The organism is Collinsella sp. AF11-11, from assembly GCF_003465485.1.
In the GTDB taxonomy this organism is placed as follows: Bacteria; Actinomycetota; Coriobacteriia; order Coriobacteriales; family Coriobacteriaceae; genus Collinsella.
Map to the genome: position 1 here is coordinate 32,029 of NZ_QSAS01000002.1, position 21,322 is coordinate 53,350.

General features: G+C 60.6%; 14 protein-coding genes. 13 read left to right on the plus strand and 1 reads right to left on the minus strand.

Features of this window, described 5'->3' with window-relative positions:
- The first annotated feature begins 98 nt into the window (after positions 1-98).
- The 5 genes from DWV58_RS01630 to ligA all read left to right on the plus strand — a co-directional run bounded on the left by DWV58_RS01630 (position 99) and on the right by ligA (position 7,446).
- The gene (locus DWV58_RS01630; protein WP_158564500.1) at positions 99-1,121 is read left to right on the plus strand and encodes a LacI family DNA-binding transcriptional regulator; all 1,023 of its coding nucleotides are present in this window, start codon (positions 99-101) and stop codon (positions 1,119-1,121) included.
- Between the two features lie 134 nt (positions 1,122-1,255).
- Positions 1,256-2,593: a glutamine synthetase family protein gene (locus DWV58_RS01635; protein WP_117775955.1), complete on the plus strand. Its 1,338-nt coding sequence runs from the start codon at positions 1,256-1,258 to the stop codon at positions 2,591-2,593.
- 50 nt (positions 2,594-2,643) lie between these two features.
- Entirely contained in the window at positions 2,644-3,306 is a 663-nt protein-coding gene (locus DWV58_RS01640) for a response regulator transcription factor (RefSeq protein ID WP_117775956.1), read from the plus strand.
- A 208-nt stretch (positions 3,307-3,514) separates the two neighbouring features.
- Positions 3,515-4,972: a S1C family serine protease gene (locus DWV58_RS01645; protein ID WP_117775957.1), complete on the plus strand. Its 1,458-nt coding sequence runs from the start codon at positions 3,515-3,517 to the stop codon at positions 4,970-4,972.
- A gap of 245 nt (positions 4,973-5,217) precedes the next feature.
- Positions 5,218-7,446 (plus strand): NAD-dependent DNA ligase LigA, encoded by a 2,229-nt coding sequence (gene ligA, locus DWV58_RS01650; protein WP_117775958.1) that lies wholly within the window; start codon positions 5,218-5,220, stop codon positions 7,444-7,446.
- A 155-nt stretch (positions 7,447-7,601) separates the two neighbouring features.
- Here ligA and DWV58_RS01655 read toward each other — a convergent pair whose 3' ends face one another.
- Positions 7,602-9,146 (minus strand): MATE family efflux transporter, encoded by a 1,545-nt coding sequence (locus tag DWV58_RS01655; RefSeq protein WP_370448354.1) that lies wholly within the window; start codon positions 9,144-9,146, stop codon positions 7,602-7,604.
- A gap of 119 nt (positions 9,147-9,265) precedes the next feature.
- Between DWV58_RS01655 and DWV58_RS01660 the strand changes: the two genes are divergently transcribed.
- From DWV58_RS01660 to DWV58_RS01695, 8 genes are all read left to right on the plus strand, one after another.
- Positions 9,266-10,303 carry a hypothetical protein gene (locus DWV58_RS01660; protein WP_117775960.1) on the plus strand — a complete coding sequence of 346 codons (1,038 nt, stop codon included), beginning with the start codon at positions 9,266-9,268 and terminating at the stop codon, positions 10,301-10,303.
- Positions 10,304-10,536: 233 nt separating this feature from the next.
- Positions 10,537-11,592 carry a GTP 3',8-cyclase MoaA gene (gene moaA, locus DWV58_RS01665; RefSeq protein WP_233540474.1) on the plus strand — a complete coding sequence of 352 codons (1,056 nt, stop codon included), beginning with the start codon at positions 10,537-10,539 and terminating at the stop codon, positions 11,590-11,592.
- 4 nt (positions 11,593-11,596) lie between these two features.
- Positions 11,597-12,898 carry a molybdopterin-guanine dinucleotide biosynthesis protein B gene (gene mobB, locus DWV58_RS10105; protein WP_117775961.1) on the plus strand — a complete coding sequence of 434 codons (1,302 nt, stop codon included), beginning with the start codon at positions 11,597-11,599 and terminating at the stop codon, positions 12,896-12,898.
- 393 nt (positions 12,899-13,291) lie between these two features.
- The gene (locus DWV58_RS01675; protein WP_158564501.1) at positions 13,292-14,572 is read left to right on the plus strand and encodes an MFS transporter; all 1,281 of its coding nucleotides are present in this window, start codon (positions 13,292-13,294) and stop codon (positions 14,570-14,572) included.
- Positions 14,573-14,794: 222 nt separating this feature from the next.
- The gene (locus tag DWV58_RS01680; protein ID WP_117775963.1) at positions 14,795-15,616 is read left to right on the plus strand and encodes an HAD family hydrolase; all 822 of its coding nucleotides are present in this window, start codon (positions 14,795-14,797) and stop codon (positions 15,614-15,616) included.
- Between the two features lie 504 nt (positions 15,617-16,120).
- Positions 16,121-16,315: a hypothetical protein gene (locus DWV58_RS01685; protein WP_117775964.1), complete on the plus strand. Its 195-nt coding sequence runs from the start codon at positions 16,121-16,123 to the stop codon at positions 16,313-16,315.
- 142 nt (positions 16,316-16,457) lie between these two features.
- Positions 16,458-19,559, plus strand: a complete 3,102-nt coding sequence (locus DWV58_RS01690) for a Spy0128 family protein (protein ID WP_117775965.1) — start codon at positions 16,458-16,460, stop codon at positions 19,557-19,559.
- A complete protein-coding gene (locus tag DWV58_RS01695) occupies positions 19,552-21,207 on the plus strand; it encodes a SpaA isopeptide-forming pilin-related protein (RefSeq protein WP_158564502.1) in 1,656 nt (551 codons plus the stop codon). The genes DWV58_RS01690 and DWV58_RS01695 overlap by 8 nt, the downstream gene beginning before the upstream one ends.
- Positions 21,208-21,322 lie beyond the last annotated feature (115 nt).

Here is a 21,322-nt window from a genome sequence, read left to right on the forward strand (position 1 = left end):
AAAAACGATGCTGCTCACCTACAGCGTTTTGCAACCGAGATTTTTAAAAAATGCCTAAAATGGCTCAGATTGCTGACAATTGGGAAACGGGGTGCGCTATGGCGCAGATGAGGATTAAGGACATTGCCGCCGAGGCGGGCGTGAGCCCGGCCACGGTCTCGCGCTATCTCAATAACCGCCCCGGGCAGATGACCGAGGAGACCCGCGCCCGCATCGCGGCGGTTATCGAGCGCACCGGCTATCGCCCACGTGCCGCCGCACGCAATCTGCGCAGCTCGCGCGCCAACCTCATCGGCGTAATCTTGGCCGACATCGCCAACCCGTTCTCCAGCGCCATGCTCGAAGGGCTTTCCGCCAGCGCCGCCGCGCGCGGCTGCTCGCTCATGACGGCCATTAGCGGCAACGACCCCGCCAAGGAAGCGGAGTCGCTCACCAGACTTATCGATGCCGGCGTGGACGGCCTGGTCGTCAACACCTGCGGAGGCAATGACGAGGCGATCGCCGCGGCAGCGGGACGCCTACCCGTTGTGCTGCTCGACCGCGATGTTGCCGATGGCGGCATCGATCTGGTGACATCTAACAACCGTGAGCTGGTCGCCGGCCTGGTGGACGCCTTGGCCGCTGCGGGCAGCGAGCGCCTGTGCCTGCTCACCGAGGCAAGCGACGACAGCCCCGTGCGTCGTGAGCGCGCCGAGGCCTTTGCCGACGAGCTCTCGCGTCGCGGTCTGGCAGGCGAGGTCGTTACCCTGGCCGATGGTGGCGCCACGGGCGTCGGCCGCCTGGACGAGGCCATCCGCGAGTACGCGGGTAAAAAGCTCGGCCTTATCGCCGTCAACGGCTTGGTCTTTCTGCGTCTGACCGAGGCGCTGGCGCAGCTGGGTCCCTCGCTGCCGGCGGGTCTCAGGGTCGCGACGTTTGACGATTACCCCTGGAACCACGTGCTCTTTGGCGGTGTGACCACGGCCGCGCAGGACACCCTCACCATTGCCGAGCGCGTGGTCGAGCGCCTGTCCGAGCGCATCGACATCGTTACCACTACGGTGGGCGACGCCGCAAAGCTCGCTCCCAAACGCATCGAGATCCCCGGCCACATCGAACACCGCGCTTCGACCTCGCGCTAGCCGCTCGTTCGCAACTGCCTGTTCGCGCACGTTTTTTGAGCGCTTGATACGCTTTAACCCTGCGGAAACATTTTTCTGCGATAGTATCTGCGATATAGACCAGTCGAAACCCGCCCGAAAGAAAGGGGAGCGACATGAACCAGCAGAACATCGATTACGTACTCCGCTCCGTAGAGCAGCGTGATATCCGCTTTGTGCGTCTGTGGTTTGTCGACATTCTCGGCCGCCTCAAGAACTTTGCCATTAGCCCCGAGGACCTCGAGGTCGCTTTTGAGGAGGGTATTGGCTTTGACGGCTCCGCCATCGAGGGCTTTGCCACGCCCGAGGAAGCCGACATGCTGGCGTTCCCCGATGCTTCGACCTTCCAGATTTTGCCGTGGCGCCCGAGCCACAACGGCGTCGCGCGCGTGTTCTGCGACGTGTGTACTCCCGATCGCAAACCGTTCGCCGGCGACCCGCGCGATGCCCTGCGCCGCATGTTCCGCAAGGCCGAGAAGGCTGGCTATCTGCTCAACGTGGGCGCCGAGCTGGAGTACTATTACTTCCCCGACGAGCACACGCCCGAGCCGCTCGACAACGTGGGCTACTTCGATCTTTCGGTAAGCGATGCCGCTCGCGACCTGCGCCGCAACACGGTCCTCACGCTCGAGAAGATGTCCGTGCCCGTGGAGTACACCTTCCACGCCGCCGGTCGCTCGCAGCACGGCATGAGCCTGCGCCACGCCGAGGCCCTGAGCATGTCCGACGCCATCACCACGGCTAAACTCATCATTAAGCAGCAGGCCTACGAGAGCGGTTGCCACGCCTCCTTTATGCCCAAGCCGTTGGCAGGCGAGGACGGCAGTGCTATGTTCCTGTGCCAGTCGCTATTCGACCACGACGGCAACAACGTCTTTTGGGGCGAGGACGACGAGAAGTACCATCTCTCCGATATCGCCAAGCACTACATGGCCGGCATCCTGGCGCACGCGCGCGAGATCAGCGCCATCACCAACCCCACGGTCAACTCGTACAAGCGCATCACCACGGGTGGCGACTCCGTGCCGCAGTACGCCACGTGGGGCCTGCGCAACCGCGCGAGTATGGTCCGCATCCCGGTCTACAAGCCCGGCAAGCCGCTGTCCACGCGCATCGAGCTGCGCAGTCCCGACCCCATGGCCAACCCGTACCTGGTCAACGCCGTTACGCTGGCGGCTGGTCTGGATGGCATCGAGCGCAAGCTGGAGCTCCCACCCGAGGCCACGGCAGAGACGCTCAAGCTTACCGACCGTCAGATGGTCGAGGCCGGCTACACGCCGCTGCCGCGCTCGCTCAAAGAGGCGCTCGACGTGTTTGAGGACTCGCAGTTTATGAAGGATGCCCTCGGCGAGCACATCCACAGCTTCTTCCTCAAAAAGAAGCGCGATGAGTGGCATAAGTTTGAGTCTACGATCACCGAGTGGGAGATCAAGCACTACCTGGCGAACTCCTAATCGCGCTGGCTTGTTTCAGTACGATTGAGCTCATTTCTTTGGAGGCCGATATGTCCGATAAGAGTGCCCTGTTCATGGCGCGCACGACGCGCTTCCACGAGTTTGCCCGCAGCTTGACGACCACCCTGGGTGTCGAGGTGAGCCTGGCAACCCCCGATTCGCCGACTGCGGCGCACGACTTTGACCTGCTGATCCTCGACTCCGACGGCATCCGCAGCGACCGCATCGATCAGATTGCCAAGTGGCTTGACGATCGCGGCGGTGTCCCCATGTTGGTGATCGTTGACGACGAGGCGCTCGGTACCCTGCGCCTGCCCAATCACGCGCATGCCGACTTTGTGTGCCCCACGGCGACGCCCAACGAGCTCAAGGCTCGCGCGCAGCGCCTGATGGGCGAGGAGGAGACCGTCACCGCCGACGATGTGCTCAACATCGATAACCTCGAGATTAATCTGGCTACCTACCAGGTGACACTCGATAGCGAGCCCATCGACCTGACGCTGATGGAGTACTCGCTGCTGAGCTTTTTGGCGACGCACCCCAACCGCGCCTACAGCCGCGAAGTGCTGCTGCACCGCGTGTGGGGCTTTGAGTACTGCGGCGGCACACGCACCGTCGACGTGCACATTCGACGCATCCGCTCCAAGGTGGGCCCGCAGATCGCGGCACACATCACCACCGTCCGCGGCGTGGGCTATCTGTTTAAGGACTAGATTTCCGCCACAAAGGGAACAGGCGCCTTTGTGGTGGTTTTACCGCAGGTGCGGGTTCCTTTCGAGTTTGCAGCAGAACTTAAGCCTTCCTAAAAGATTGCGTTCTCGTACACGTACGCCCGCATATTGGGGTACAACTCAACGTGAACAATGATGGCCCGCCACATGTTTGGCGGGCCTTTGGTTATTTGACGAAAGGATCGCAGCTATGAGCGAGTACGATTCCCAGCGTCCCCAGGATGCGGGCAACGCCGGCGAGACCCAACAGCAGCCGCGTGTGCAGGTGGAGTCGACGCCTGCCGATGGCAACAACATTCCTTACGTGCAGGCCTACGACACGCAGACCGGAAAGCCGCTGGGCAGCCAGCAGGTTGTAAGCAAGCACACGGTGGTCAAGACTAAGACCAAAAAGCTGCCGATCTTTATTACGGCACTCGCCGGCTGTGCCTGCGGAGCCCTGCTGGTCATTGCACTCATTATGAGTGGCACGCTCAACATTGGCGGCGGCAAGAATGCCGTGACGGCGGGTGCTTCGGGTTCATCGACGCAAAAGATTACGATTGATTCCGAGGACACCACGCTGGCCGAGGCCGTTTCTGCCAAGGCCCTGCCCTCCGTGGTTTCCATTACCGCCACTTCGAGCGGCGGCCAGAATGGCTCGCTTTCGCAGTCTGCCGACGAGTCGGACAACTCGGGCAGCGTCGGTTCGGGCGTGGTGCTCGATACCGAGGGCCACATCCTCACCAACAACCACGTGGTCGATGGCTATGACCAGTACGTGGTGACCATGGACGACGGCACCACCTACGAGGCCGAGTTCGTGGGCAACGATGCCTCGAGCGACCTAGCCGTCATCAAGCTCAAGGACGCCGACGCCTCCAAGCTCACGCCGATCGAGATTGGTGACTCCTCCAAGCTCAACGTGGGCGAGTGGGTCATGGCGATCGGTTCGCCGTTTGGCAACGAGCAGTCTGTCTCCACCGGTATCGTCTCGGCGCTCTACCGCTCCACGGCCATGAGCTCTACCAACGGTAACACCATCTATGCCAACATGATCCAGACCGATGCCGCCATCAACCCGGGCAACTCCGGCGGCGCGCTCGTTAACGACAATGGCGAGCTTGTGGGCATTAATTCGCTCATCGAGAGCTATTCGGGCTCCAGCTCGGGCGTGGGCTTTGCCATTCCGGTCAACTATGCCAAGAACATTGCCGACCAGATCATCGACGGCAAGACGCCGGTGCATCCGTACCTGGGCGCCACGCTTTCGAGCGTCAATGCACTTAACGCCCGCACCAACAAGCTGAGCACCGATAGCGGCGCGTATGTGGCGAGCGTCGTCGAGGACGGTCCTGCTGCCAAGGCCGGCATTCAGGAGGGCGATGTCATTACCAAGCTGGGCGACGACGAGATTACGAGCGCCGATGGCCTGATCATCGCACTGCGCAGCCACGAGGTGGGCGAGAAGGTCGAGATCACGCTCATGCGCGGCAAGGAAGAGAAGAAGGTCACGGTCGAGCTGGGTTCCGACGAGGAGTTGCAGAACCAGCAGCAGAACGACAGCGCGACCGATACCGGCAACGGCGGTATTACCGACGAGCAGCTGCGCCAGTATCTGGAGGAGCTGCTTGGCCAGCAGGGCCAGGGCTACGGCCAGGGTTACTAACGAGTCATATCGCACATACCGAAGCCAGGGGGCTGTCCCATCAACGTGGGACAGCCCCCCTTCACATTGATCCGTTGGGGACGGAGGAAAACGGATCATTTAGAAATGGCAAGGGCATAGTTTGATCGCGCAATCCACCCCGGTCCGGCCGCTGCCGATTCGGTGCGGTTCGAGACCGCTATTCGGCCTCATTGCGACCGGTGGTACTCTAGTATCCGTTTGAAATCGAGCGAAGGAGTGCCGCTATGGAGCAATCGAGCCTGTTTGGTGACGGCGTGGACATCGATACCGAAACGCCCGCGAGCACGGATACCGCTGCACCGGCCGATGCCCGTGCCCAGGCGTCAGCGCGTGCGGCCGAGCTGCGCCACGAGCTCGATTACCACGCCTACCGCTACTACATGCTCGATGCGCCCGAGATCACGGACGCCGCCTTTGACAAAATGCTCGTTGAGCTGCAGGAAATCGAGGCGACCTACCCCGATCTGGTGACGCCCGACAGCTATACCCAGCGCGTGGGCGGCTACGTGAGCGAGCAATTTATGCCGGTCACGCACATGGCGCGCATGTATTCCATGGACGATGCCATGGACCTGGATGAGCTCGACGCGTGGCTCCGGCGCACCGAGGATGCGCTCGGTGCTGGTAGCGTCACCTATACCTGCGAGCTTAAGATCGACGGTCTGGGCGTGGCACTTACCTACCAAAACGGCACCTTCGTACGTGCGGCCACACGTGGCGACGGCACCACGGGCGAGGATGTGTCGCTCAACGTCCGTACCATCAAGGGCGTGCCCATGCACCTGTCCGAGCCGGCGCTCGCCCACATGGGCGCCGACCGCGAGCGCGCCATCGAGGTACGCGGCGAGGTCTACATGCCCAAGGGCAGCTTTGTTCGTCTGAACGACGAGGCCGATGCCGAGGGCCGCGACCCCTTCGCCAACCCGCGCAACGCCGCCGCCGGCAGCCTGCGTCAAAAGGATCCCAAGGTCACGGCGCGCCGCGATCTGGCCACCTTTATCTACGCAATCGCCGATACCGATCCGCTGCACGTCCACAGCCAGCGTGAGTTTCTGGACTGGCTGCGTGGCGCCGGCTTTAGCGTCAACCCCAACGTGGCGCGCTGCGCCACGCCGGCCGAGGTCCACGAGTTCTGCGCCCAGGCCCTCGAGCATCGCGGTGACCTGGACTACGACATCGATGGCGTGGTCGTAAAGGTCGACAGCTTCCAGCAGCAGCTTGACTTGGGCTTTACCGCCCGCGCGCCGCGCTGGGCCATTGCCTTTAAGTTCCCGCCCGAGGAAAAGCAGACCGTCCTGCGCGAAATTCGCATCCAGGTGGGCCGCACCGGTGTGCTCACGCCGGTCGCCGAGTTCGACCCGGTGACGGTCGCCGGCTCTACCATCGCGCGCGCCACGCTGCACAACATCGACGAGATTCGCCGCAAAAACGTGCGCGAGGGCGACACCATCATCGTGCACAAGGCGGGTGACGTGATTCCCGAGGTCGTGGGTCCCGTGCTCGACAAGCGCCCGGCTGATTCGGTCGACTGGCACATGCCCGAGGTTTGCCCCGTGTGCGGCAGCCCCGTGGTTCACGAGGATGGCGAGGTGGCCTACCGCTGCGTGTCCATCGACTGTCCCGCGCAGCTCAAGGAGCGCCTGCTCCACTGGGTGAGCCGCGGCTGCATGGACGTCGATGGCCTGGGCGACGAAATCGTCGACAAGATGATCGCCGCCGGACTGATCCACGATGTTGCGGACTTCTACCAGCTCACAGTCGACGACATCGCCGGCCTGGACACGGGGCGCACCTATGCCAGCTCCAACAGCAAAAAGGGCGTCAAGAAGGGCGATCCCATTCCGGTGGGCCTCAAGACGGCCGAGAAAATTATCGCCGAGCTCAACAAGTCCAAGAGCCAGCCGCTCGGTCGCGTGCTGTTTGCCCTGGGCATCCGCCACGTGGGCAAAAGCGTGGGCGAGGTCATCGCCGAGCGATTCCTGTCGATTGACAAGCTTATCTTGGCGAGCGAAGAGGATATCGCCGAGTGCGAGGGCATCGGTCCCAAGATTGCGGCGAGCGTCAAGCAGTTCCTGGCCGTGCCCGAAAACCTTGCCGTGCTGGAGCGCCTGCGCCAGGCGGGCCTGTCGCTCGAGGTCGACTTGGGCGCCGCGCATGCACAAGCCGCAGCCGACGCGGGCGTGGCGGGCGAGCTCGCCGATGCACAGCCGCTCGCGGGTCTGACCTTCGTGCTCACCGGCACGCTCGTCAACCGCACGCGCGACGAGGCGGGCGCGGCGCTCAAGGTACTCGGCGCCAAGGTTTCGGGCAGTGTTTCAAAGAAGACGAGCTATCTGGTCGCCGGTCCCAAAGCAGGCTCCAAGCTCGCCAAGGCCGAGCAGCTGGGTGTGCCCGTGCTGGATGAGGACGCACTCGAGCAGATCTTGGCTACTGGTCAGGTGCCCCAGGCGTAAGGCATCGATAGCCAAATTGAAGAACCGCCCGGAAGCACGATGCCTTCCGGGCGGTTCTTATTTTGACGGGGCAACGGGCACGGTGATCTGCGTCACGTAGGTTGCCGGATCATCGCTGATGATGTCGTCGATAAGGGCGATTTCGCGTTGCCCCGCTACGCCACCAGTTTGTCAAAAGCCCCGCGCCGGTTGAGCACGGTAAACGCGACAACACAGATGACTGCCGACAAAATCGATCCGCACGGCGAAGCGATGCCCATGGGGAACAGCGTGTCGGAATAGGCGTTCGACAGCAGCCATGCGCCGGGCACGCGAATGAGCGCCACGGCCAGCACGTTGTGCGCAAAGCCGATGTAGCTCTTGCCGTATGCAGCGAAAAAGCCGCTAAAGCAAATGTGGATGCCGGCAAAGATTGCATCGAAAATATAACTGTGCATATAGCCGGTACCGGCCGCGACCACCGCAGGGTCCTTGGCAAAAAAGCCAATAAACGCCGGCGCCACCAGCCACATCAGCACTGTGATCAGACAGCCATACACTACCGAGATGGTCATGGCGTCTTTGAGTACCTGGCGCGCGCGGTCGCCCTTGCCCGCGCCGGCATTTTGCGCCGTGAGTGCGCTGACGGTGGCACCCATGGAGCTCGGCACAATGAACAAAAAGCTGATCATCTTCTCGACCAGGCCCACGGCGGCGGCGTCGACGAGCCCTCGGTGGTTGGCGATGACGGTGATAAACATAAACGCCACCTGGATGCAGCCGTCCTGCACGGCCACAGGCACGCCGATCTTAAGAATGCTGCCAAGCACTTCGGGCTGGGGGCGCAGATCGCTGCGCTTAACGTGGATGTTCGTGCGGCGGCTCTTGAGCCACACGAGCGCGAGGGCAACGCTGGCCGTCTGCGCGGTTACCGTGCCGAGCGCCGCGCCCACGGGGCCGAGCCCCATGTGGCCGATAAACAGAAAATCGAGCGCGATGTTGATGATGCATGCCACGCCGATCACGTACATGGGCGAGCGCGAATCGCCCAGCCCGCGAAAGATGGCCGAAAGAATGTTGTATGCGGCGATAAACGGAATGCCGACAAAGCAGATACGCAGGTAGGCGGCGGTGCCTTCGACCGCCTCGGCCGGCGTGCCAATGAGCGCCACGATCTGCGGGCACAGTGCGAGCAGGACGGCGGCCAGCACCACCGAGACACCCATAAAGAGCGTGATGGTGTTGCCGATGGCGGTCTCAGCGCGGTCAAACCGGCGCGAGCCCACGGCGTGGCCGACGATGACCGTCGTTCCCATGGCCAGGCCCACGAGCGTTACGGTAATGATATAGAGCGTCTGCGCGCCATTGCCCACGGCGGTGATGCCGGCGGCGCCGCTAAACTGCCCCATCATGTACAGGTCGGCCATGCCGTAGAGCATCTGCAAAAAGTACGAGAGCATATAGGGCAGGGCAAAGACCGCGATGGTCTTGAGGACATTGCCGCGTGTGAGGTCGTGTTCCATGGGCGGGGCTTTCTGGCTGGGTTTGTTTACGTACCAGTGTAGTGAAAACCCTATAACGATTGTAGAGTCAAGGTTTGTGATGACGACGGGGCGAAAATAGTCACGCTCCAAGCACGATGCTTTGACCCCTCCATGCCCCTCACCTAGCCTCAAACCATCACAACATTCGCCGTTTTTTGCCAAAATCGGGAAAAGCATCGAATGTTGTGATGGTTTTTCTGCCACTCGGCCGGGTGGAATCGCTTTCTTGTGCACGAAGGTGTGCGGACCCGTGGGCAGGGGAATAAGGTTGGTTATCCGACTCCATTGGAGGGCTCATGGACCTGCCGATCGTCTTGTCCCATAAGACTGCCTGGCTGTACCACAACGTGGCGCGCCCGTCCGAGCCGCTCTCGCGGGCAAGCAGCCTATACGATGAGGACTCGCTTGCTAACGAGGCGGAGCCGACCGCGAGCCTGCCCAAATTGGGACTCGATGCCAAGGGGCTGAGGGCTTCAACGGCAGTTGGGATCGTTACCGACTATCTGGTTTCGCTTGGTATTCCACGGGAAGAGCTCGATCATATCGACACGCTCGTCAACTTCGATTTTGAGCGCTCGACGCCGGCTGGATTTAGGTGCCACGTGTTTGGAGCGCCGGTACCTCCAGGCCATCTTATCGAGGTGGCGGAGGGCCTTCTGGTGGTTGATGAGGCCATGTGCTTTGTCCAGGCGGGTTCGTGGATGAGCGAGCCCGAGCAGCTGGAATATGGCTACGAAATCTGTGCCCGATACCATTTGAATCATCTGTCGACAGGCGATTATATCGAGATGGGGCAGAGGTATACCGTTGCCGACTTGATTGCTTATTGCAATGAGAACCGATCTCGCCAGGGGGCTACACGCGCGGCCGCCGTGCTCAAGCGCGTGCACGATGGCACGCGGTCGCCCATGGAGACGGCCACCGCAATCATGGTCGTAGCAAAACGTTCCCAGGGCGGGCTGGGATACGCCAAGATCGAGCTCAACCATCGGGTCGATGTTCCCAACGAGTTCAAGTATCTCGCAAAGGCCGGGTATTTCGAGATCGACGTATATGCGCCTGCGAGCGGTACGGGGATTGAATACAACGGCTCGGACCATCTTGATAAACAGCGCAGCGCGTTGGATGCGGAGCGTATGACCGTGCTGAGCGCGCTGGGCTTTAGGATGATCGTCCTCACCGGGACTCAGTTTGCCCACCAGCTGCAATTGCACCGGGCGATGAACGCCATTGCACTCGCTATGGGTCTCAAGTGCGACCGAAGCGAAGCGTTCCAAAAGCGGCAGAACGACCTGCGAGAATTCGTGATTCGTCACTGGGACGACGGCCTTTAGGGGCGTTCCGGCCCTTCTACGGGGTGCCGTGGGCAGGCAAACCATCACAACATTCGACGTTTTTTGTCAAAATCGGGAAAAGTATCGAATGTTGTGATGGTCTGTGCTGAGGATGGGCTCGGAAAGTCCGTTTTGCTCGAAGCGACCTGTCCTGTCGTACGGGTGTCGGCATGATTCTCGCGTGGGGTATTATGTTTTCCGAAGAATAAAACGCCGCGTGAGGGGAGGGCTGCGTGGACGGGCACGTGCAACATGACGGTTTTGGCCGCGATATCAACTACCTGCGCATTGCCGTTACCGACAAGTGCAATTTTCGCTGCATTTACTGCATGCCGGCCGATGGCGTGGCACCCCGCGCACACGACGAGCTGCTCAGCGCCGAGGAAATCGCCCGTTTTGTGCGCTTGGTGGCGGGGGAGGGCATTTGCCGCGTGCGCCTGACGGGCGGCGAGCCGCTGGTCAGCCGCCGTATCATTCCGCTCATTCGCGACATCCGCGCGATCCCGCGGATCGAGGACATCTCGCTTACCACCAATGGCGCCCTGCTGCCCAAGCTGGCACCGCAGCTCAAAGATGCCGGGCTTAACCGCGTTAACATCTCGCTCGACACACTCGACCCTACGCTCTTTGGAAAGATCACGCGCCTGGGTCGACTCGAGCAGACCATGGCTGGCATCGACGCGGCGCTGGCTTGGGGCTTTGAGCCCGTTAAGGTCAACTGCGTTGTGGTGCGCCGGCTCAGCCAGGATGTGGCGGCTCTCGCGCGTCTGACTATCGACCGTCCCATTCACCTGCGCTTTATCGAATACATGCCTATTGGCGACGAGCACACGAGCTCGCATTGCGCTGTGGGCCCGCATGCGCCCGCGCTCAATCCGGCGCTGTGGGATGCGAGCGACACCGTGCCGAGCGACGAGCTGCGGGCGCGCATCAATGCTGGGGCCGCCGCGACGGGGCTGGGCGAGCTCGAGCCGCTCGACATCAACGACGCTCCTGCCGGCGCGGGCCCTGCGCGCTATTGGCACTTTCCGGGCGCGGCGGGAACGGTCGGTTTTATTAGCGCCATGTCCAATCATTTTTGTACGAATTGCAACCGTCTGCGCCTGACGGCCGATGGCAACGTGCGTCCGTGCCTGTTCAGCGATGCCGAATATTCGGTGCGCGACGCCCTACGCCGTGGTGATGATATGCAGGTACTTTCGATTTGGCGCGATGCCGTCGCCCACAAACCGCAGGAACACGCGATAATTGAGGGCACGCAACGATTTATGTCCCAAATCGGAGGATGATCATATGGCCAAGAGCAGGTACGCCGATGCCACCAAGGCCGCTCGCAGGGCCGCGATGTCTGCCCACAAAGTCACGGCTGCGGCGAATGCTGGCAACGCCGACGCGTCCGCACAGCCGTCTGCCAGTGCTGCCACCGAGTCCGCCCGCGACGCCCGTCGCGACGAGCTGACGCACGTGGACGCCAAGGGCGAGGTACGCATGGTCGACGTGTCCGACAAGGCCGAGACCCATCGCATTGCCATCGCCGAGGGCACCATCCTCATGCACCCCGAGACGCAGACCATGGTGCTGCAGGACCGCGCCAAAAAGGGCGATGTGCTCGCATGCGCGCGCGTGGCGGGCATCATGGCCATCAAACGCACAAGCGACATCATCCCCATGTGCCATCCGCTGCTCATTACCAAGAGCAAGTGCGACATTGCGCCCATCGCTCCGGCGGGGACGCCGGCCGATGACGTGCCCGAGGGCTGGGCGCCGGCGCGCGCGGACGGGCAGGTTGGTTTTCACGTACTGGTTACGGCGGGCGTGACGGGCAAGACGGGTATTGAGATGGAGGCGCTGACCGGCGCGAGTGCCGCGTGTCTGACCATCTACGACATGTGCAAGGCGGTCGATCGCGGCATGGAGATCGTTGACGTTCGCCTGCTGCACAAGGAGGGCGGCCGCTCGGGCGTGTGGGACCGCGCAGAGCGTCAGGCCGCTGCCGTTGAGTCCGTGGCCGCTGACGGTGCCGCACCCGCGAGCGCGCCCGTCGCCGTCGCGTCCGCAGCTCCGGCCCCGGCCGTCCCCGCGATCGCGTTTATCGGCTACCAAAACTCGGGCAAGACCACGCTCGTCGAGAAGGTTATCGCCGAGCTCACCCGCCGCGGCCTGCGCGTGGGTTCGCTCAAGCATCATGGGCATCACGGCTTTGATATCGACGTGCCCGCTAAGGACACCTGGCGCCATCACCAAGCCGGATCAAAGCACGTGGGCCTCATCTGCGCCACGCGCTGGGCGGAGTACGCCGACACGCGCGAGGAGGACGAGATGCCCGCGCGCGAGCTGCTGTCGCGTTACAACGATGTCGACGTGGTGATCATCGAGGGCTACAAGACCGAGGGCTTCGACAACATCGTCGTCGCGCGCTCCGGTGTCGACCGTCTACGCGGCAAGAGCTCGCTCGACCTGGTCGACGGTCACACGCTGGCCCTTGCCTGCAACGAGGCCCTGGCACGCCAGGCATTCGACGCCGGCTTAGCGACCCGAGCCATCAACATCAACGACGCCCGAGCCATCTGCGATCTTATCCAAGATCATCTTTAAGGCTTGACGCTGCGCCGGCCCCAAGCACTCCATCTCGCCCCTCAAGCCGTCGCTCGCGTACCAAAGTACGCGGCGCTCCTCTTTCGGGGCGACCTGGGGCACTTGGAACCGGCTCGCTGCGCTGCCATAACATGCCAAAAAGGGACAGGTTTATTTTGGCAGGTTTTATCTGGGCAAACGTCATTTCCACCACAAAGGGGCCAGGCACCTTTGTGGTGGTTTTTGCTTTGGTAGATGTGTGGGACATGCCTTACAATCTACCAAGTAGTTCATGACGGGCGAAAAACGGAGAAAAGGGGCTTGATGCGTCCTTAACGTTTCATGCGGATAGATTGATTTGACAGACGGTGGCGAATGCCCGCCGTCCGCATTCGTATGAAACAAGGAGTCTCCATGCTCGTCTCTCTATTCTCAAAGCCTCAATCGTCGCTGTCCGTGCAGGCCAAGCGCCTGGTGGCAATGCGCTTCCTCATCTACACCGGTTTTCAGACCAGCTACTTTATCGGCGTCATCGGAACGCTCACCTATGCAGACGATGCCTCAGTCGTGGCGACATCGCTGGCCGTCCTGTTTATGAATGTATTTGTGATCCTGGGGTCCTTTGCGGGCGGCGCGGCGCTCGACGCCTGGGGTCCGCGCCGCCATTTCTTGCTGAGCATCATCGGCGCTCTCGCAACTGGCGCGGCAATCATCGCCTTTGGTAGCGCGACCGGCGTCGTCCTACTCGGCGCGGTGTTTCTGGGCTTTACGATGGGATTCGCCCAGCCCATTGCCACATCCTATCCGGCCTACCTCACCGATGATCCCGTCGAGCTCAAAGACATCAACTCCGCCATCGCCATGTTCTCAAACGTGAGTATCATCGTCGGGCCCACGTTGGGTGGCTTTGTCGCGGCGGCTGCGTCGTCGCGCGCGGTGTTTGTGCTCATGATGCTCTTTACCGTGCTGACGTTCGTCGTCGGTTGGGGCTTTAGGCCGCAGACCAGCCATGTCGCTGGGCATGCGGATGCCGATTCGGCAGAGGAAGGGGAGCGTGCGGGACAAAGCTCCAACCCCAGCACGTCCGCCCGTGCCACCTTCGCGGCTAGCATCAAGACGGTCTTTACCAACAGCGTTCTCGCCCTGCTGTTTTGCATTATCTTTCTTTCGAACTTTGGCTATGGAGCCTTCGACCCGCTCGAGTCGTTCTTCTATCGCGATGTCCTGCATATCGGCGTTGAGTGGATGGGCTGGCTCTCGTCGGCCTCGGGCGTGGGCGCGGTGCTGGGTGCCGTGCTCGCGCTCCGCTTGCCGCCGCACCTGGTCAACCTTAAAACGCTGCTCGTGGCACTTATGTCCGTGGGCGTGGGAAGTCTGATTTACGTGGGTACGCCGCATGTGGGCGTGGCCCTCGTCGGCCAGATTGCCCTGGGCATAGCTTGGGGCGTCGTCAACCCGCTCCACAACACCATTGTGCAAACGACGGCACCGCTCGAACAACTCGGCCGCGTGAACTCGGTCATGGGTTTTGGCAACATGTTCGCCGGCGTGGCCCCGCTGGCGATTGCCCCCTGGCTGGCGGCGACATTTGGCGTGCAGCAGACACTCGTAGGGGCGGGTATGGTCGTGACAGCAGTTCCCGCGGCGCTGCTGCTGTTTGGACGCCGGCATCTGGATCGTGCCGTAAAGCGGTAAGAAACAGGTAAAAAACCATCACAACATTCGATGAAAATCGCGATTTTGCCGAAAAACATCGAATGTTGTGATGGTTTGGCCCGCAAACGTCATTTCCACCACAAAGGAGCCAGGCACCTTTGTGGTGGTTTTTGCTTTAACGGGCCGCGCCTGCGCCTTGGTATACCATGTACGCCGTTTGCGAATATACCCCACACCGCCGCACAACCCAGAAAGGCCCCCATGGACACTACCTTCAGCCACATCAAAGCCGTGTTCTGCGATATCGACGGCACACTGCTCACGAGCCAGCACACGGTGTCCCCGCGCACCGTGGCGGCGATCCGCGCCCTGCGCGAGCGCGGTGTGCTCTTTGGCCTGTGCACCGGGCGCGACGCCCACGCGACCGAGGCCATGTACGAGCTCTGGGGCATCGAAGGCCTGGTGGACGTGCTCGTGGGTTGCGGTGGCGCCGAGGTCATCGACCGTGCGCACGACATCAACGAGCTGAGCTATCCGCTGCCGGGCGAGACCATCGCGCGCATCTGCAAGCACATGGCGGACCTTCCGGCAACGCCCGTCTGCCCCCGAGACGGCGTGTTCTACGTGCCCGAGAGCAATGCGTGCGTCGAGCACCTGTCGCGCGTCGACGGCGTGCCCTACCAGGTGGTCGATTTTGCCGAGTTCTTGCGCGGGCCGCAGCCCAAGGTGATGTTTACCATGGCACCCGAGGTAATGCCGCGGGTGATTGAGCGGGCGTCGACGTTTGCCGATGACACTGTTAAGGCGGCAGCTCTGCAAACCACGCAGCGGCTCTACGAATTCAAGGATCCGCGCGTGTCCAAGACTCGCGGCCTTGTGCGCGTGGCGGAGCTCAACGACATGGAGCTCCAGAACATCTGCGTGTTTGGCGATGCCGATAACGACACCTGCATGGTGGCCGACGCCGGCGTGGGCGTTGCCATGGCAAACGGCAGCGCCGCCACCCGCGCCGCCGCCGATTTTGTAACCGCCAGCAACGACAATGACGGCATTGCGGTCTTTATCGAGGAACATCTTCTGTAGCGCCGGGGGAGAGCCACCGCAAAGGGGACAGGCGCCTTTGCGGTGGCCTCAGGCGATTTGGGCGAATTGATGCCTAAAATCTGCGCGAAAATTCAAATTTAGTTGTCTGAACATTACGCTTCTAACCACCGATGGGTTAAAGATATTCTCATCAGTTTGGTAGGGTATTCCTCCCGGTTGATGACCTACCGCTCACTGTCGTTATTCGACCGTTCACAGGATGTTTGCTCTTGAGCAAAAGGTTGTGCAAATAAATAAAATGCTATTAAAAAACTGATAACTAACTTAATTACCAGTAGAAACAGATGTTTTATAGCGAATAAACGAAGGCAAATCTAAACAATTGTCAAGAGAATTAAGAACTTGCACAAAAATGTCGGTTTTGCTGCTCAGATGTTCAAACAATCGTTATAATTGCATCACTTAGCGAGCGCAATTACAGATTGCGCAGATACGTTTGATAGGGAAAGAGCAAGATCGCGGTCTCTTGGGGAGGAGACATCGATGAAAGCGAATTCGGACAAATCTAAGCAGAGTAATAAAGCGACGCGCCGTGTACTGGCAGGCGTTTTGTGCGGAGCCTCCGTGTTGAGCCTGGTACTGTCGCTCGTCATGCCTCCGATCTCGCAGGCCATCGCCAACGATGCCGAGGCGGTTTCTACCGAGGAAACTGTGATGGGGGGGGGGTTCCTCAAGTGAGTCTACTGGTATAGACAACAGTACTAACGGGGATGCCGGCACAGACGCCGATAACCAGAACAGCGACGATGCTGCGAGCGACGACGATGCTCGGCCGGAGGAGCAGTCCAAGTACGAGTCGCAGGCGGAAGATAATGATGCGATGGATGTTAACGCTGTCGCGTCAGCCGAGGAGGCTGCAGAGAGCGAAGAGACAACCACAGCTATTACTAACATTACTAACGCCGATGATTTGTCAGCTAAGCTTCAAGGCGTTGGGGAAAACCAAACTGCCTGCTTCGAGCTTACAGCTGATATTGACTATGCTGGTGAAATCAAACTTGAGAAGAGCGGCAGCAATATAACGCTGAACTTAAACGGTCATAAGATCAAGTGCTTGAACACCGACAAGCCGTTATTTGATGTTGCTAACGGCGCAACACTTACAATTAAGGACGAAATTAAGGACTCCGCGCCGGTGACTGAGACGGTCAACGATGTCCAACAGCTGACTGATCAGGGGCAGAAGCTGGATCCCAATAATTATGGCAAGAAAGTCGAGCTAAATTACGTTGGTGGCATTCCGTCTAATCTTACCTACTACGTGACCAAATCGACTCCGAGTGGTACAGGGACAATCGAGACGCTTGTCAGACATAACGTCGATATTAAGGGCGCCATCGTGGCGTGCGACGGCAACACAAATCTAAAGCTCATCAATCTGTATAACAACAACGGCAAGGGTGGCACGTTTAACCTTGTGAGCGGCGTGATCACGCAAAAACAAGGCAGCAGCGTTAGCAGCTTGGTCTATGCCGAGAACGGCTCTACCGTCAACATGCGCGGCGGCTATGTGTGTGGAGCTTCTGGCTCGGGTGCGGGCGGCGGAATTGAAATACACGGTAATTCGACCCTCGAGGTTTCCGGTGGCGTAATTGCCGGCAACAGTGCTCCTAGTGGCGGTGGTGTGTATGCTAAAGACTCCACGGTCAACATAACTAATGGCGTAATCTCCGGCAACAGCACGCTTGCTACTGGTGTTGGTTTCGGCGGCGGCATCATGGCCGAAGGCGGCAGCGTTACTGTTTCTGGTGGCTACATTACTAACAATAAATATGCCAATTACTGTGGTAACGATGGTAATGGCGATCATGGCGGTGCTGGACTTGCCGCTAAAAACGGTACTCATGTCACCATTTCTGGTGGCCAGATTACGGGCAACTATTCTGAGGAAGCTGGCGGTGGCGTCTATGTGACCGACATCGGACACCAAGGGGGGAGAACGGCATGGCTCAACATTACGGGGGGAACTATTGCCTCTAACGTGAGTTTTCGCTCTGAGGGTGCCGGCATTCGCGTGGGCCAGATGGTTGACGCGATGATAAAAGGAGCGTCAAATTCAAATCCAGTCTATATCACTAATAACCACTGCATGTCTCGCTTTGACTGGGGTGGAGGCGGCATCTTCGTCCAGGGCGATTCTAAGGTCGCGTCTAATGCTGGTAGGCTATTTGTCTATAACTCCTATATAAGCAGCAATGAGGCCGGTGGCTACGGTGGCGGCGTTGCGGTTTGCCCGACGGGTAAGACTTTGGTGACAGGCACCGACGGCACGGCGATTTTCGGTAATACTTCTGCCGGAAATGAGCAAAACGCGAACGATTACGAATCCGTGAGTAATACAGGCAATAACGGCACCCCCCATCTTTCCGGCGGTGGTCACGGTAAGGACCAGGACTCCGACGCCTACAATGCCGAAGTGTTTCGCGAAAACGGCCACGCGGACTTCTTCCTTGCGGCGGAGGGTCATACGACTCCGATCGCGGCGGTGATTGGCAAAATGCTTGGCGGCGGCGATGCTAAGTATCGGGGAAGCTTAGAGCTTCAGAAAGCCATTGCTGTCCCCGCTAACGGTGGCGTGCAGGTATATAACAGCATCGGCCTGAGTTCGAATGTTAAGGCTCAAGACCCCGAGGCGATCAATGCGCGAAAGGCTGCGCTAGAGGCGGGCGCGACGTTTATCACGGGCAATTATTCCTGGAACCATGGCGGCGGCATCATGTCGAACGGCGACCTGTACATGGGCGCGCCTGAGGACACGTATGTCTATCCGAGCCTCAAGCTCAAGGCGACCAAGAAGCTGGAAGGCCGCAAGCTCAATGATGGGGAGTTCTCCTTTACGGTGTATCGCAAGGATTCAGACGACCCTTTGGCTGGCACGACAGCTGGCACGACATTCAATCGCGACGTTTGCACCGAGGTTGGAACAGCAGCAAATGATGCAGAAGGCAGCATTACGTTTGACCTTGGTGAACAATTCGCATCGAGTGGCGCGGGTAACGAAATCACATACTACTTGGTCGAAGATCCCGGTGGTGATTCTGGCATCACGTACGACTCCAGCGTGTATAAGATTGTGGTGACGGCCGAAGATACCAAGACCTTGCTCATGTCTGTTCCGAGTAAAGAAAACTCAAGCCAACTGAAGGATCTTTACATCCATAACTACACGATTAAAAACGTCGGTGTAACCAAGTACGAATTCCGCGAGTCGTCTGGGAAGTGGGAGAACGTAAAAGCGAGGAGCAAGGTGCAGAAGAGTGGAGACTATTATCCAATTATCTGTGAGGGTGACTCCACGACTTTCACTAACAAGTTCACTCCGTACGACTCGAAGGGCTCCTGGACGCCTATGGCGACTAAGGTCGTTGAGGGTGGCGAGATGAAGGAGTTCACGCTCCAGCTTGCGACCGACACAGATTTTACGGATATCGTTAGCAGCAAGTCCACCACTGCCGACGGCGACAAGTCCCAGACCCTGAGCTTCGACAAGATTGATTACAAACTCGATCAACTCGACCAGCTCGCGTCTGGCCCCACTGGCCGTGGTGCTTCCAAGACCTTCACGTACTACGTGCGCGAGAAAGACGACGGTTCGCTGTTCTCGCACTATACGTACGACAAGTCGGTCTATCAGATTACGGTTAACGCGACTGACGACTCTAACCACCATATCGACGTCACTGCGACCTACAAGCAGATTCAGGATCGTGATGGCAATGAAGTGACCACTGACACGCCCCACGACCTCACCGGCAAGTCCACTCCCACCTTCACCAACACCTACTCCACCTCTTTGCCCCTTTCTGGTATGTCGGGCGTCACTCTGACGTACCTTGCCGGCGCGGCGGTGCTTTGCGCTGCTGCGGCCTGGATGCACATTCGTCGCAAGGCGAATGCGAAGGGAGGTGAGCGTCGTGAATAAGAAAGTTTGCTCCTTCCCGATCTTGTTTGCGCTGCTTGCCCTCCTGATCGGCATCTGCGCGGTTGTGTTCCCCGCATCCGCGCAGGCCGCGCCGACCTCGACCGGTTCCATCACGGTGAGCGGCGCCGTGGCGAGCAACTACGACGCCTACCAGATCTTTAGCGCCAACGTCGTCGACGGCGACGGCGACGCCAAGACCTTTACCGACCTCGCTTGGGCAAGCGACGCCGCGCGCGACGCTGTCCTGCCTGTGCTGCACAGCGCCGGCATGCCCGATTCCCAGACCACCGCGCAGGAAGCTGCCGAGTGGCTCAACACCGATTCCCACCTTACGAGCGCGCTGAGCGCACAGCTCGCTCGTTCCCTCCAGAGCTCTGGCGCCGTGCCCGTGGCCCTTAACGCGGGCACGGCGGCCGAGCTGCCCTGCGGCTACTGGCTCATCGTCGCCAGAGACGACGCCATCGCCCAGGGCGAGGCCGGCACCGCGCCGATCATGGCGCTGGTGGGCGGCAACGCCGTCACCGTCAAGCCCAAGGCCGCGACGCCCAAGGTCGCCAAGCACGTGCTGGAGGACAACACCGCCGCATGGCAGAAGGCCGCCGACGCCACGGTCGCCGACGACCTGTACTGGCGCCTCTCGGCCACGGTTCCCGCGGGCCTTTCCGCCTATGACACCTACGCGGTGCAGTTCGTCGACACCATGAGCGCGGGGCTCGACCCCTCCAAGGTGGCCGCGAGCATGCGTGTGTACGTGGCGGCGGGCGCGGATGGCACCTTCGACGCCGTCTCGAACGGTAAGGACGGGCGCGCCGGCACCGAGCCCGCGCAGGGCTGGACCGACATCACGGCCCAGTGCGCCACCAAGGTGGCGGCGGACGGGACCTTCACCGTGCGCACCGGCGACCTGATCGCCGCGCTCGGCGGGGCCGACGCCTTCGCCGCGGGCGCCCGCGTGGTCGCCGTGTACAACGCGCCGCTCAACAGCGCGTGCAACCGCGGCATCGCGAAGGGCAACCCCAACGAGGTCTATCTGCGCTACCCGCGCTCTCCCTTTGCCGACCAGTCCGGCGATGCCGGCTTCACCCGCACGCCGAGCGACGATGCGTGCGCCTACACTTGGGATCTCGCGCTCACCAAGCGCGGCAGCGACGGCGACAAGCCGCTTGCCGGGGCGGTCCTGAGCATCGCCGACGACCGCGGCCGCACGCTGGCGGCCGACGGCACGTGGGATGCGGAGGGCAAGGCCACCGTCACCACGGGCGAGGACGGCCGTGTGACCGTCTCGGGCGTGGACTCGGGCAAGCTGGAGGTCCGCGAGCTCAAGGCGCCCAAGGGCTACACCGCCTTTGAGGGCACGCGCTCCGTGACGGTCAAGGCTGAGGGCCTGGACGTCGACCAGGTGGCGGCCGCCAAGCCTAAGGTGACCGTATCGGCCGAAAGCCCTCTGCGAGTTGATGCCGCCGATGCCGGGAAGGGTTTAGTCGAGTTGTCGGTGCTTAACACCCCAAGTAACGAAGTGAGTCGAGGCTTTATGCCCTCGACGGGAGATAGAACGTTGCTGTTGGTAACGGCTTTGGCCGTCATCGGAGTAGTGGCTATTGTCGTCGCGCTCGTCATCAAGCGGGGAGGAGGTCGCCATGATAAATAATTGTCCCCCCCTGCTCAATGGCGTACTGCCTCCGTAGCGATTAGAGCGCAGGGAAATGAGCCTGCTGACTTTTGGTGATGACGAGAATTAAAGCAACCTCCAAGAAAGAGGTCCC